The following is a 13,893-nucleotide window of genomic DNA, read 5'->3' as shown; positions in this document are numbered from 1 at the left end:
CATGGCTCGTATCCATTATACTATGGAGGAAGGCCGCCGAGGCGGGAATCGACGCAAGAGGTGTTCAAAACGGCATGAAAGTAAGCAAACCGTCATAGCGCCGCGCGCCTTCGCGATTTACGATACTATCAAGACGAGATCGCCGGAAGCCGCCGCAACGGGTGGCCGCGCGGCGATCGAATCCTCCGGGAGGTTACCCATGAGCCGTATCTGCGTTTTCCGGAAATCCGCCGTCCTGCCGCTGGTCTCCGCCGTCGCCGCTTTGAGCGCTTGTTCGCTTTCGCCCGATTCGTCGAACGGAGGCAAGGCCACGAGCCCTCCGCTCGAAGTCTCGTGGATGAACATCGCTTACGGGGCGCCCCCGCCTGGGGGAGACGCCGTCGGTCAGCGCATCGAGGCGGAGACGAACACGAAAATCAGTTGGCAGTGGGTGCCGCTTAACGGGTACAAAGAGCGATTAAACGTGGCGCTCAATACCGGGGACCTGGCGGACATCACCCAAGTGCCGACCAGCAATCCCATCTACGAGACGGCAACGAACGAAGCGATCCAGGCCGGCGTATTCCACGATCTGACCCCTTATCTGACCGGGGACAATCTGCAGAAATACCCGAATCTTGCGGCTTACCCGTCCTCGATCTGGGACAACATGGTGTACAACGGGAAGATATGGGGCATCCCGCGACACCCGAATCCGCCGATTTTCACGACGGTGCATATCCGTAAGGATTTGCTGGACAGGGAGGGGCTGCCGGTGCCGACGACCTGGGAGGAATTGACGGACGCGCTCTTGCGGCTCAGCGATCCTCCCGATCTGTACGGGCTGGCGATGAAGTCGACGTCCAGCGCCGACGTGATCGCGAACGCGATTACCGGCATCCAGAATTGGGATGTGGACGGCGAGGGAAATTTCCGGTATCGCGACTTTATGCCCGCCTTCAAAATTTATTTGCGGTGGCTCAAGCAGCTGTACGACGCGGGAGCGATCCACCCGGAGTTCCCGATCGTCGAAGGCAGCGAGACGGACCTGTTCAAAACGGGCAAATACGTGGCGGTGGCCGCCAATACGCACATGTTCACAATTCCGGATTGGCTGGAGAAGCTGAAGGAGAACGCGCCGGAGGCGGACGTATTGACGCTCAAAGTGCTGCAAGGGCCCCAAGGCTACGCAACGAGCATGGCGACGGGCTCGTGGACGAACCTGATGATCGATTCGCGCGTGCCGGAGGCCGACATTCCGCGTCTGCTGGAGCTGATCGACTTCACCTCGTCGCCCGTCTATCAGCGATTGGCGCTGTACGGCATCGAAGGCGTTCACTACGAGCTCAAGAACGGCGCTATCGAGCGCAACGACAAGTACAGGAACGAAGGCATCGAGGCGTACACGTGGAACGACGGCACCTACACGGGGGCGGACAATTATCTGCTCTGGGACGCCGACCCCGCCAGGCTGCAATGGTACAAGGAAGTATTCGACGATTCGCAGTTGAAATCGACCTATTCGAATCCGGCCTATAATCTGTACTCGCCGTCGCTCGTCGATAAGTGGGGCGATCTGACCCGGGACCTCGAGCGCAACAAGGTAAAGTTCGTCATGGGCGTGCTGTCCGAAGAGGACTGGGATCAATACGTGAATCGCCTGGTTTCGTCGGCGGACTACGTTCAAATCGCCGATGAGCTGAAGAACGCTTATCTCAAGTACAAGTAACGGGCGGGAACTCCCGCCGGCACCGGCAGCTATCGCCCATATAAGGAGCAGGTTTGCGATCCCGCAAGCCTCTTCGGCGAGCCCTGCGACAGGCGCCCGCTATCAAATTCGACCGAGAAGAGGAGATTGGCATGGCGAACGTCTCGTTCCATCACGTCAGCAAGCAGTATCGCGCGGAGAAAAAGCCTTCCGTCGTCGACTTTCACCTCGATATCGCCGACGGAGAGTTCGTCGTGCTGGTCGGCCCTTCCGGCTGCGGCAAAACGACGACGCTGCGCATGCTGTCCGGACTGGAGGACATTACGGAAGGCGAGATTTATATCGGGGACCGGTTCATTAACTACGTGTCGCCCAAGGATCGGGACATCGCCATGGTGTTCCAGAATTATGCGCTGTACCCGAATCTGTCGGTGTACGAGAACATGGCGCTCGGCTTGAAGCTGCGGAAGACGGCCAAGCACGAGGTCGAGCTGCGGGTGAAAAAAGCGGCCAAGACGCTCGAGATCGGCGCGCTGCTGCACAAGAAGCCGAATCAACTGTCGGGCGGACAGAAGCAGCGCGTCGCCCTCGGGCGGGCGATCGTTCGCGAGCCCGAGGTGTTCCTGATGGACGAACCGCTGTCCAATCTCGACGCCAAGCTGAGAACGCAGACGCGGGCGGAGCTGATCCGGCTTCATCAGGAGCTGCGCACGACGACCGTCTACGTAACGCACGATCAGACCGAGGCGATGACGATGGGATCGCGGATCGTCGTGATGAAGGACGGCGTCATCCAGCAGGCGGATACGCCGGACCGCATATACGGCTATCCGGCCAATCTGTTCGTAGCCGGGTTCATCGGCTCGCCGGCGATGAATCTGATTGAAGGGGCGATCGCGGAGGAGGACGGCAAATATTATTTTCGCAACAAACGGCTGCGGCTGCGGCTGCCCGACTCCTATCGGGCGTTCGTCACCTCGGCGAGGTTCGGCAAAATCGTCATGGGCATCCGGCCGGAGCATGTGGAGATGGAGCCTCGTCAAGCGCCGGACAGGGAGGACGAGACCGTCGAGGCCCGGATCGACATCATCGAGCGGATGGGCGCCGATTCCTACTTATATATGAGCCTTGGCGACATTCGGCTGATCGCCCGGGTCGTGGAGTCCGACTCCCGGTATCATGCGTCGGACAAAGTCGACATCGGCTTCCGGATGGAGAAGGCGCATTTCTTCGACGGAGAAACCGGCCGGAATCTCGGAATCTTTTAATGAACGGAAGGCGGGAAGACGGAATGAGGCTGCGCAGATGGATGCTGGTTACGATTTTGCTCGCCGTCGTCGCGGCGGGATACGTCATCCGGTCCTGGGGGCAGGAGGAGCCGTTCTACCCGGCGGTAGCCGCTTCGGCGATCGCCGGGGTCGCGGGAGACGAGAACGGCGTGCCGTATTACGCCGCCGAGGTTAACCGCTTGCAGGCGGAAGACGTGCCCGCCTACGCGGGAGAAGCGATCGAGATCGATCCGTCCGGCTATGCCGCCGCTTCGCCCGACGCGGCGCTGTCCGCGGGACCGGATGCGGAATTGGGCCGCCGCGCGCTCGTCTGGGAGAACGGCTCCGGCTGGACGGAATGGAAGGTCGAGGTGCCGGCGGACGGAATCTACGAGCTGGAATTCACCTATAAATCGATCAAACAGGACAGCAGCAGCTCGATCTTCTACGGGCTGGAGATCGACGGACGGACGCCGTTCTCCGAGGCGGGCAGCCTGGAATTCGTCAAGCGGTGGCGCGACAAGGACGTTCCCTTCCGCAAGGACGCGATCGGCAACGAAATCCGCTCGCTGCAGACGGAGTCCTCCGTATGGCTGACGGCCCGAATGACGAACTATGCCGTCTCGTCGGAGCCCTTGAAGTTCCGGCTGTCCGCAGGCGTTCATACGCTGCGTTTTACGGCCCGGAACGAGCCGATGGCGTGGGGGGCGATCCGTCTGCGCGCGCCGGAGCCGATACCGGATTATGCGGCCTATTCGGCGGGCGCGGAGACGGGAGATGCCGCGATCCGCGGCGTATCGGAAGCTTCGGCGACCGGTATCTCCGCTTCCGCCGGAGACGAGGCCTGGTTCTCGCTGATCGAAGGGGAGCGGTATTCGCAGAAGTCCCACCCGGCCGTGCAGTCGGGCACGCAGAACGAACCCTACGTGTCGCCGGACGGCCAAGGACGTTTCGTTTACAACATCCTGGACGGCCTGCGCTGGAAGCGGGCGGGAGAATGGGCGGAATGGACGTTCGAGGTTCCGTCCGAGGGCTGGTACGAGATCGACGTAAAGTATTTTCAGCGTTTCGTCGGCAAAGCGAACGCCTATCGCACCGTGCTGATCGACGGCGAGACGCCGTTTCGCGAGCTGCTGCATTATCCGTTCGCGTACAACGATCGGCTGGAGGTTCACACGCTGGGCGGGGCGGACGGCGAGCCCTTCAAGTTCCGCCTCGCGGCGGGAGAGCATACGATCCGGTTCGTGACCGACACTTCGCCGCAGTATCCGGCGCTGCTGTCGCTGCAGGACACCGTCCGGGAGCTGTACGACCTCGAGCAGAGGCTGCGCAAGCTGACGGGCGATTACGGCGCCAACTCGGGCGACGCTTTCCGCACGTGGGACATCGCGGGCTTCATGCCCGATATCGGCGACCGGCTGGAGGACATTCGCGATCGGCTGCAGACCGCGATGGCCTATCTGGACGGTCTGAGCGGAAGCAAGACCGACGCGACCCAGTCGCTGCGCATCGGCCTCTCGATTATGGACGATCTGCTTCGGGACGTCGACGCCGTGCCGAACAAGCTGGGACGGTTTCCCGATCTGCAGATGCGGATCGGAACCTGGATGGACACGCTCGCCAACGGCGGCATGTCGATCGACTTCCTCGTCGTTCGCGAGCCCGGGGCGCATCCTTCCCTGAAGGAAGCGACCACGTTGAACAAGATCCCGTATACGGCAGTTAATTTCGCACGGACGTTCATCCTGAATTACAATGCCAGATCCCTTAACGACGAGCATGCGCTCGAGGTGTGGGTCGGCCGGGGCCGGGACTATGCTTCCCTGCTGCAGGAGATGATCGACCAGAGCTTTACGCCGGAGACGGGCGTCGCGGTGAACGTCAATTTCATGCCGGACGCCGCCGCGCTGACGCTTAGCAATGCCGGAGGAGATCAGCCGGACGTGGCGCTGGGGCTGGCTCAGGATACGCCGGTCGATTACGCGATGAGGGAAGCCTCCGTAGATTTGTCGCAATTTTCCGACTTTAAGGAAGTCGCTTCGCGGTTCCACCCGGGCGCCATGCGTTCGTTCGGGTATGGGGAAGGGGTGTACGCGCTGCCGGAAACCCAGAGCTACCCTTTGCTGTTTTATCGCAAGAGCATCCTGAACGAGCTGGGGCTCACCGTGCCCGACACCTGGGAGGATTTGCAAAAGCTGCTGCCGACGCTGCAGGAGAGCGGGATGAAGTTCTATTTCAACGCCAAAGATTTCGTGCCGTTCTTCTACCAGCGGAACGCGGAATTGTATACGCCGGACGGCGCCGGTCCCGCGTTCGATACGGACAAAGCGTACGAAGCGTTCGCGCAATGGACGGAGCTGTTCGGCAAGTATGACTTGCCCCAGGAGGTGCCGGCTTTTTTCCAGCATTTCAAGCTGGGCACGATGCCGATCGGCGTAGCGGATTTCAATACGTACGTTCAGCTGCTCACGTCCGCGCCGGAAATACGCGGCGACTGGAGCGTCGCGCCGATGCCGGGCACCCCGCAGGACGACGGAGAGGTGGCGCGCTGGGCGATGAATACGATGACGGCGGCGATGATTTTGAACAAAAGCGACAAGAAGGAGCAGGCCTGGCGATTCCTCGAGTGGTGGACGCGAGACGACGTCCAGCTGCAATACGGCAATGCGATGGAATCGTTCTACGGTCCGGAGTACCGCTGGAACACCGCGAATATGAAGGCGATGTCGCTCGCGCCTTGGCCGGCCGACGATATGGCGGCGATCCGGGAGCAGAACCGCTGGGTGCGCAACGTGCCGTTCCTGCCGGGCGGATACTTGCTGGCGCGGGAAATGGAGTTCGCCTGGAACCGGACGGTCGTGCAGAAGTTCCCGGCGAAGGATTCGCTGGACCGTTCGTTCACGGCGCTGGAACGGGAAATGGCGAGGAAGAGGAAGGATCTCGGGCTGCGCGACGACGATCGGTTGAGCTTTCCCGTCGTCGACCGGCCGTACGATTGGGGGGAGGAGAAGCCATGATGCTGTCTCTGCTGCGCAGAATGTGGGGCGAACGGGTCGCCTACGCGTTCATGGCGCCGTTCCTGCTCTGCTTCGCGGCGTTTATCCTGCTGCCGGTCTTCATGGCGATTCTGATGAGCTTTACGTCTTACGACGCGTTCCGGTCCCCGCACCTGATCGGTTTCAAAAACTATGCGGCGCTGCTGACCCAGGATACGATCTTCATGAAATACGCGCTGCCCAACACGATAAAGTTCGCTTTTTTCGTCGGTCCGATCGGGTATTTGCTCACCTTTTTCCTGGCCTGGCTCATCTATCAGCTGCCCAAAAGCGTGCGGGATATCGTCACACTGGCGATGTACGCCCCGTCGATGGCCGGCGGCGTCGCGCTCGTCGTCGTGTGGCAGGCCGCGTTCAGCGGCGATTACGTCGGCTACCTCAACAGCTTCCTGATGCGCATGGATTGGATCCAGACGCCGGTGCTGTGGCTGCAGGATCCGAAGTACCTGCTCAACGTCATGATTCTGGTCACGATCTGGATGAGCTTCGGCGTCGGATTTCTGGCGATGCTTGCCGGCTTCGACACGGTCAATCGGGAGCTGTACGAGGCGGGGCGCATCGACGGCATCGCGAACCGGCTCCAGGAGGTGTTCTACATTACCGTCCCGTCGATGAAGCCGCAAATGCTGTTCAGCGCCGTGATGGCGATCGTCGGCACGCTCAAGGCGGGGGCGATCTCCGTGCAGTTGACGGGGCTGCCGATTACGAAGCAATATGCCGGACATTTAATGCTGAACCATATCGACGACTATGCCTTCATCCGGTTCGAGCTCGGTTACGCGTCGATGCTCTCGGTCGTGCTGCTGCTGTTTTCCTATGCCGCGATGAGGCTTAGCTATCGGCTGTTCGGCCCGAAGGAGGGGGACTGAGGCATGGCAACGATCGCCAATCAACTGCGCAAGATGACGCCGTTCGAAACGCTGCTGCTCATCGGCCTGCTGCTGCTGGCCGCCTTCATGTCGCTGCCGATCGTCTTCATCGTCAACCACGCGTTCAAGCCTTTTCACGAGCTGTTCCTGTTCCCGCCGACGTTCCTGGCGAAGGAGCCGACGCTGACGAATTTTTACGACCTGTTCCTGCGTCCGGGGGCGACAATCGTGCCGTTCTCGCGCTACCTGTACAACAGCGTGCTCGTGGCCGCGCTGGCGATGGCCGCCGTCATTCTGTCCAGCTGCATGGCCGCGTACGTGCTGTCCAAGCTGAAATTCGGACCGAAGCGGATCGTGATGGCTGCGATTATGCTGGCGCTCATGTACGCGGCCGAGACGGTGGCGATTCCGCGCTATTTGATCATCGGCTGGCTGCACTTGAACAATACGTACTTCGGCCACGTGCTGCCGGTCGTCGCCTCCCCGGTCGCGGTGTTTCTGATCAAGCAGTTCATCGATCAAATTCCGAACGAGCTGCTGGAGGCCGCCAAGATCGACGGAGCGTCGGAATTCCGGGTGTTCGCCCGCATCATCGTGCCGCTGGCGATGCCCGCCATCGCCACGATCTCGATCATCACGTTCCAGGGCGTGTGGGGCGATACGTCCGCATCGACGCTGTTCATGCAGGACGAGACGATGAAGACGCTGCCTTATTATATGACAACGCTCACGAGCGGGGCGGCGAATACGGTTGCCGGCCAGGGAATGGCGGCGGCCGCCGGGCTGCTGCTGTTTCTGCCGAATCTGATTATCTTCCTGCTGGCGCAAAGAAGGATCATGGAGACAATGGTCCATTCGGGCGTGAAGTAGAACGAAACGAGGCGAATGTATGAGGATGCGAACGATGGCGAGATTCGTCCCGACGCTGCTGGCCGTCCTTCTGTTGTTCCCGGAGTACGCCTCCGCCTGGCAGCCCTACGATACGTTCTATGTCTCTCACGGAACCGGAGGCGCAGGCACGAGAACGTACTGGATGCAGGATGTCTACACGGTCGGAACGACGATCGTCGGAAAAGACGGGCAGGCGATGAAGCAGCCGAGCGACCTGTTCGTCGCGCCGGACGACCGGCTGTTCGTCGCGGACAAAGGCAACGATCGGGTGATCGAATACGACCGCGAGGGGAGGTGGACGAGAAGCATCGGCGACGGCGAGGGAGACGGCGCGCTGAAGGCGCCGGAAGGGGTGTTCGTTCGGCCGGACGGCACGATCTACGTAGCCGATACGGGGCATCAGCGCATTGCCGTGTTCGCTGCGGACGGGACCTTCCTGCAAGCGTTCGGGAAGCCGGAGGAAGGGCTGATGCCGCCGTCCTACTTTTTCATGCCGACGAAGGTGAGCGTGGATGCGAGAGGCGTTATGTATATCGTCTCCAAAGGCTCCTATCAGGGGCTTGTGCGAATGGACGGGAAAGGCGAATTCACCGGCTTCTTCGGCGGCAACCGCACGGCGGGCACGTGGCTGGATCGGCTGAAGCGGACCGTGTTTACGAAGGAGCAGCTGGCGAAGGAGGAGCTCAAGCGGCCTCCCGAGCCGAGCAACGCGACGATCGACGACGGCGGGTACGTGTACGTGACGACGACGGGAGTGATCGCGGACGCGGTGAAAAAGCTGACCGCCGGCGGCGTGAACCGGTTCACGCGCCTTAAGACGGCCCAATTCGCCGAATCCGACCAGATCGCGGATGTCGCGACGGACGGGCGGGACTTCTTCTACGTCCTCGACCGGAAGGAAAACACATGGGACGGGATGATCTCGATCTACAGCCCCGGAGGGACCCAACTGTTCGCGTTCGGCCGCGTTCGCAAGGAGCCGCAGCAGCGAGGCGTGCTTTCCTATCCGGTCGGAATCGGCATCGATTCCCGGCATCGCCTGTGGGTGCTCGATTCCGATCAGGGGCTGCTGCAGGCCTACGACCGAACCGAATTCGGCGACGCGGTGCTGACGGCCGCGGCCGATTATTACGTCGGCGATTACGAGAAGAGCGAACAGAACTGGAACAAGGTGATGTCGTATAACGAGCTTATCGGCCTGGCCTATTCGGGAATGGGGGAAATCGCGGCCAAGCAGGGACGAACGAAGGACGCGATGGAGGCTTTCCGCATCGCCTACGACAACGAAAGGTATTCAGACGCCTATTGGACCTACCGGCTGGAATGGATTCAGAGCGATCTCGGCTACATCGCGGGCGCCGTCGCGCTCGCTTGGGCGCTCTACAGGTTTGTCCTGCGGCGATTCGCGGGGCGGGCAAGCAAAGTCGTTCCGGCTTCCGTCGGCCGCGTCGGCCGGGAGCTGCGGGATGCCTGGCGGACGATGTTTCATCCGTTCGACGGCTTCTACCGGATCAAAGGCCGGAAGCTGTCACCTTTCACCTTGCTGGCGATCGTTCTGCTGCTCGTCGGGGTGAAGACCGCTTCCTTGTATTGGACCGGCTTTATCTTCCATCCGTACAACCTGGACAGAATCAAGCCGGTATCGGAAATCGCCCGTTTCCTGGCTCCGCTCGCCGCGTGGGTGGTCGCCAACTATTTGGTCAGCACGGTCAAGGACGGGGAAGGGCGGTTCCGCGACGTGCTGCAGTCGAGCCTGTTCGCGCTGATGCCTTATATCGCGCTCATGCCGCTGTCGATCGCGCTATCGCGCCTTCTGGTGCTCGAGGAAGGCATTCTCGTCTCGTCGCTGGCGACGCTGACGTGGCTGTGGAGCGGCGCTCTGCTTCTCGTCAGCTCCCAGGTCGTCCATAATTTCGAATTCGTGGAAAACGTGAAGAACAGCGCCATCACCGTCGTGGCGATCGGCATTCTGTTTCTGTTCGCCGCGGTTACAACCGGCCTGACCTACAATGTGTCGGACTTTATCTATCAACTGTACAAGGAGGCGACCGTCTTTGGCTAACTTGACCGGACGCAAGAGACTGTGGCTTGCCGCGGCGCTCGTCGCGGCCGCGGTCCTCGCGGGACTTGCGATTCGCGGCCTGGCGGCGCCTCCCGCGGCGGAATCGTTCGATGCCGCGGCATATGCGGCCGCGCCGATCGCCCTCCCGCAGGGCGCCGCCTGGCAGCCGTCGGACCTCGACGCGCAGGGCTTCGCGGTGGCGGCGCGTACGCAGCGCTACGAGCTGCTCGTGCAGCCTGCCACGGGCCAGGTCATCGTCCAGGATGCAAGCAGCGGCGAACGGTGGCGGAGCAATCCCGATCCGGCCGCGCTGGAGAACGAATCGGTCGGCGGCGCCTTACGAAAGAACCTGGAATCGCCGTTCATTCTGGAATATTACGAGCAATCCAAGGTGCAGCGCCTGGTGACGAACGTCCTGGAGCCAAGCGCAACGCCGACCTTCACCGCCATGGACGACGGCGTGGCCGTGCGGTTCGACATCGGAAAGCTGGACATGGCGTTCAGCATGCTGTATCAGTTGACGGCGGACGGCTTCCGCGTGTCGATCCCCGCCGCGGGGATCGAGGAGAACGGCAAGTTCCGCATCCTGTCGATCGATCCGCTGCCGTTCTTCGGCGCGGCCGACGATGCCGTGCCGGGCTACCTGTTCGTGCCGGACGGCCCCGGCGGACTGATCCGTTTTCCCCGGGAACGGGAAATCGTCGGGGGCGGCTACTACCAATACGTGTACGGCCCGGAAATGACGAACAAGACGTTCGGCCCGGTTACGGTCTCGATGCCGGTATTCGGATTGAAACGCGGAGACCGCGCCTTTGTCGCCGTCATCGTCGCTGGGGAGAAGGCTTCCGCCATCCGGGGCCTGCCCTCGGGCCTGGTCAGTACGCTGAATTCCGTCAACGCGCGTTTTCTGTACCGCGAGGAATACAACCGGCGGCTTAACCTGAGCGGCCGATCGCTCCGGGTGTTCCAGGAGGAGCCGCTGCGGGAGGACCGGGCCATCCAGTACGCGTTTCTGGAAGGGGAGGAAGCCGACTACGCCGGCATGGCCAAGCGCTACCGGCAGCAGCTGCTAGACGCCGGGCAGCTCGGTCCCCCGCTGGAGCCGCAGCCGGACGTCCCGCTGCATCTGACGCTCGTCGGAGGAGATACGATCTACTACGGCAGCCGCCGTTACGAGACGGCGACGACTTTCGGGCAGGCGGAAGAGATGCTGGCGCAGCTCAAGGAGGCGGGCCTGAACAATGTCCGGGTTACGCTGCTGAATTGGCAGCGCGGAGGCAGTATGAGCCCGACGTTAAAGCTCGACCCGGAGAAGAAGCTGGGCGGGGAAGAGGGGTTAAAGGCGCTCGTCGATACGGCGCACGAGCTCGGATACCGGCTCTATCTGGCGGCCGATCTCGTGCAGGGCGATTCGGAGGCGCTCAAGCTGGCCCCCAAGACGCACGGCATTCGTTCGGCGGAGGGCGACGTTCTGTTCCTGGACGAATACTTCTTCCTCAATCCGAACGTCACCTACGAGCTGGCTCTGGATTTGATTCGCGACGCGGGCAAGCTTGGCGCGGACGGCATTCTGTACGATTGGCTCGGCGACGCGTTATTCCGGGACTACAATCCGCAGCGCGGCTATACGAGGAACGATACCGCCGCCGCGTTCAACCGGATTCTGGAGCTGACGCGGCGCGAACTGGGCGGAGTCGGCGCTTATCTGGGCAACGCCTACGCGCTCCGATCGCTGACGGACATTCAGCAGCTGCCGTCCGAAACCCATAAATACTACGCGATCGACGAGACCGTCCCTTTTTATCCGATGGTCCTTCACGGCAGCGTCGCGTATTCGATGACCGACGGGAACCTGCGCGACAATAACGAGGACGAATTTCTGAAGGCGATCGAATACGGGGCCGTTCCCGCCTTCACTTTAACGGCGGAGAGCAGCCGAACGCTGATGGACACGAAGACGCGGGGATTGTTCGCAAGCCGATTCTCGCAGTGGAAGGAAAAGCTGGTGCGGGAATACGAGGCGTTTAACCGCTTGGCGGATATCGCCGATCAGCCGATGATCGGGCACGCCAAGCGCGCGGACGGCGTCTTCGCCACGAAGTATGCGAACGGAACGACGGTCGTCGTCGATTATAACGCCAAATCTTTCCGCGTGGAGAAAGGAGGAGCGGAATGAACCCGAACCGTTCCCGCCGACGGGCCAAATTCCGGTACCAATGGAGAAGCCGGGGGCAGGCCTATCTGTTCATGCTGCCCTGGATGATCGGGTTCTGCGTCTTCATGGCGTTCCCGATCGGCTGGTCGCTGTACCTGACCTTCCAGAAGGTGAATCTGACCGGCTCCGGTTCGTTCGCTTACCGCTTCGTCGGCCTGCAAAATTTCAAGGACGCGCTGCTGAAGGACAACGAGTATCCGATTCAGCTGCTGACCTTCTTCCAGCAAATGATTCTGATGCTGCCGATCATCATCGTTTTCTCACTGCTCGTCTCGCTGATGCTGAACCAGAAATTCAAAGGGAGGTTCGTCTATCGGGCGATCTTTTTCCTCCCGGTCGTCTTCTCTACGGGCCAGGTGCTTACGGAGCTGTTCCAGCAGGGAGCCGGGAACGTGCCCTTCCTGACGCAGTACGGCATTGACGGATATATCAAGGACAACTTCAGCCCGTCGACGGCCGCGATGATGACGCAGCTGCTGGGGATGATGATTCTCATTCTGTGGTCCTCCGGCGTGCAGATTCTGATCTTCATCGCCGGCTTCCAGACGATCCCCAAGGCGATCTACGAAGCGGTCCGGATCGACGGGGCTTCGCCGTGGGCGAGCTTCTGGAAAATCACGCTTCCCGGCATCAAGCCGTTCATCGGGCTGAATTTGCTGTACACGATGGTAGATTTATTTACTTTCCCGTTTAACCCGGTCATGGAGCAGATCAGGAGCAACATGTTTAACGTCTCGACGGGCTACGGCTACGCCAGCGCGCTCGCCTGGTTCTATTTTCTGCTTATCGTCGTGATGATCGCGCTGATCCTGTGGTTTCTGAACCGCACGGGCCGGAACAAGGAGGAATGGACATGAAGACCGCGCTGCTCGTGAAGCAGTATTCGCAGAGGGCGCGTCTCGCGCTCGTAAACCGGAAGGCGCAGAAGGTCAAATTGCTGCTTCTCGGACAGCACATGAACGACGGCCTCGTCGCCAAGCTGGTTCTGATCTTCCTGCTGTCGATCGTGGCGTACCTGTACCTTCAGCCTCTCTTTTACATGATTTCGACGATGCTGAAATCGCTGGCGGACTTGCTCGATCCGACGGTGCAGTGGATTCCGCGGGCGATCGACTGGGGCAATCTGGACAATGCGTACGCGGGTCTCCATTACGCCAGTTCTCTCGTCCATACGCTGACGCTGGCGATCGTTCCGTCGCTCATCTCGATTCTCGTCTGCTCATTGACGGGATATGCGCTGGCGAGGCTCCAGTTTCCGGGGAAAAGCGTGTTTTTCGCGCTCATTTTCATGACGTTCCTGATTCCTCCCCAGATTATCATCATTCCGCTATACGTCATCTACAGCAAGCTGGGATGGCTGGATACGCCGCTTGTGTTCATCGTGCCGGCTCTGTTCGGGCAGGGGCTCAAGAGCGCGCTGTTCATCCTTATTTTTCGGCAGTTTTTCCTCTCGCTGCCCAAGGCGCTGGAGGAAGCGGCGATGCTCGACGGCGCCAGTCTGTTCCGGTTGTTCTTCCGGATCATCCTGCCTTTGTCGGTTCCCGCCTGCCTGGTCGTCTTCCTGTTCTCGTTCGTCTGGCACTGGAACGAAGGTTACCTGTCGTCGATGTTTCTGTCGCACGATTTTGTGCCGCTGTCCCTGCGGCTGTCCAATCTGGAGACGGAAATCTTCGGCCAGGCGCCGACGATGGAAATGCTGGCCGTCAATCCGGTGACCGAGGGGACGAAGATGGCCGGCGCTTTCCTGATCGTGTTTCCGCCGCTGCTGGTCTATATGATCGCGCAGAGATGGTTCGTCGAAGGCGTGGAACGTACCGGAATCGTAGATTAAGAGGCCAGAGATTA

9 protein-coding genes are annotated in these 13,893 nt (G+C 60.9%); all 9 read left to right on the top strand.

What is annotated here, in order from left to right; translation table 11 throughout:
* The first annotated feature begins 199 nt into the window (after positions 1 to 199).
* Positions 200 to 1,708, top strand: coding sequence for an extracellular solute-binding protein (locus DFP98_RS02835; RefSeq protein ID WP_181917456.1), 1,509 nt, complete (start codon positions 200 to 202; stop codon positions 1,706 to 1,708).
* Positions 1,709 to 1,839: 131 nt separating this feature from the next.
* Positions 1,840 to 2,955 carry an ABC transporter ATP-binding protein gene (locus DFP98_RS02830; protein WP_116059048.1) on the top strand — a complete coding sequence of 372 codons (1,116 nt, stop codon included), beginning with the start codon at positions 1,840 to 1,842 and terminating at the stop codon, positions 2,953 to 2,955.
* A gap of 23 nt (positions 2,956 to 2,978) precedes the next feature.
* Positions 2,979 to 5,972, top strand: a complete 2,994-nt coding sequence (locus DFP98_RS02825; protein WP_181917455.1) for an extracellular solute-binding protein — start codon at positions 2,979 to 2,981, stop codon at positions 5,970 to 5,972.
* On the top strand, positions 5,969 to 6,880 hold the full coding sequence (locus DFP98_RS02820; RefSeq protein ID WP_116059046.1) for a carbohydrate ABC transporter permease: 912 nt from the start codon (positions 5,969 to 5,971) through the stop codon (positions 6,878 to 6,880). Before DFP98_RS02825 ends, DFP98_RS02820 begins: the two co-directional genes overlap by 4 nt.
* 3 nt (positions 6,881 to 6,883) lie before the next feature.
* The gene (locus tag DFP98_RS02815) at positions 6,884 to 7,750 is read left to right on the top strand and encodes a carbohydrate ABC transporter permease (RefSeq protein WP_116059045.1); all 867 of its coding nucleotides are present in this window, start codon (positions 6,884 to 6,886) and stop codon (positions 7,748 to 7,750) included.
* A gap of 34 nt (positions 7,751 to 7,784) precedes the next feature.
* Positions 7,785 to 9,833 (top strand): YIP1 family protein, encoded by a 2,049-nt coding sequence (locus DFP98_RS02810; protein WP_181917454.1) that lies wholly within the window; start codon positions 7,785 to 7,787, stop codon positions 9,831 to 9,833.
* A complete protein-coding gene (locus DFP98_RS02805; RefSeq protein ID WP_116059043.1) occupies positions 9,826 to 12,009 on the top strand; it encodes a DUF5696 domain-containing protein in 2,184 nt (727 codons plus the stop codon). The genes DFP98_RS02810 and DFP98_RS02805 overlap by 8 nt, the downstream gene beginning before the upstream one ends.
* Positions 12,006 to 12,905 (top strand): carbohydrate ABC transporter permease, encoded by a 900-nt coding sequence (locus tag DFP98_RS02800; protein WP_116059042.1) that lies wholly within the window; start codon positions 12,006 to 12,008, stop codon positions 12,903 to 12,905. The genes DFP98_RS02805 and DFP98_RS02800 overlap by 4 nt, the downstream gene beginning before the upstream one ends.
* Positions 12,902 to 13,879, top strand: a complete 978-nt coding sequence (locus DFP98_RS02795; protein ID WP_181917453.1) for a carbohydrate ABC transporter permease — start codon at positions 12,902 to 12,904, stop codon at positions 13,877 to 13,879. Before DFP98_RS02800 ends, DFP98_RS02795 begins: the two co-directional genes overlap by 4 nt.
* The last annotated feature ends 14 nt before the right edge of the window (positions 13,880 to 13,893 follow it).

The organism is Cohnella phaseoli (assembly GCF_003386235.1).
Lineage (GTDB): Bacteria > Bacillota > Bacilli > Paenibacillales > Paenibacillaceae > Cohnella > Cohnella phaseoli.
This window is presented reverse-complemented; position numbering and strand designations above follow the sequence as displayed.

Excerpts from the sequence above, each read along its gene's own strand:
- DFP98_RS02835 (WP_181917456.1), top strand. The coding sequence starts at position 200 with ATGAGCCGTATCTGCGTTTTCCGGAAATCCGCCGTCCTGCCGCTGGTC.
- DFP98_RS02830 (WP_116059048.1), top strand. The coding sequence starts at position 1,840 with ATGGCGAACGTCTCGTTCCATCACGTCAGCAAGCAGTATCGCGCGGAG.
- DFP98_RS02825 (WP_181917455.1), top strand. The coding sequence starts at position 2,979 with ATGAGGCTGCGCAGATGGATGCTGGTTACGATTTTGCTCGCCGTCGTC.
- DFP98_RS02820 (WP_116059046.1), top strand. The coding sequence starts at position 5,969 with ATGATGCTGTCTCTGCTGCGCAGAATGTGGGGCGAACGGGTCGCCTAC.
- DFP98_RS02815 (WP_116059045.1), top strand. The coding sequence starts at position 6,884 with ATGGCAACGATCGCCAATCAACTGCGCAAGATGACGCCGTTCGAAACG.
- DFP98_RS02810 (WP_181917454.1), top strand. The coding sequence starts at position 7,785 with ATGGCGAGATTCGTCCCGACGCTGCTGGCCGTCCTTCTGTTGTTCCCG.
- DFP98_RS02800 (WP_116059042.1), top strand. The coding sequence starts at position 12,006 with ATGAACCCGAACCGTTCCCGCCGACGGGCCAAATTCCGGTACCAATGG.
- DFP98_RS02795 (WP_181917453.1), top strand. The coding sequence starts at position 12,902 with ATGAAGACCGCGCTGCTCGTGAAGCAGTATTCGCAGAGGGCGCGTCTC.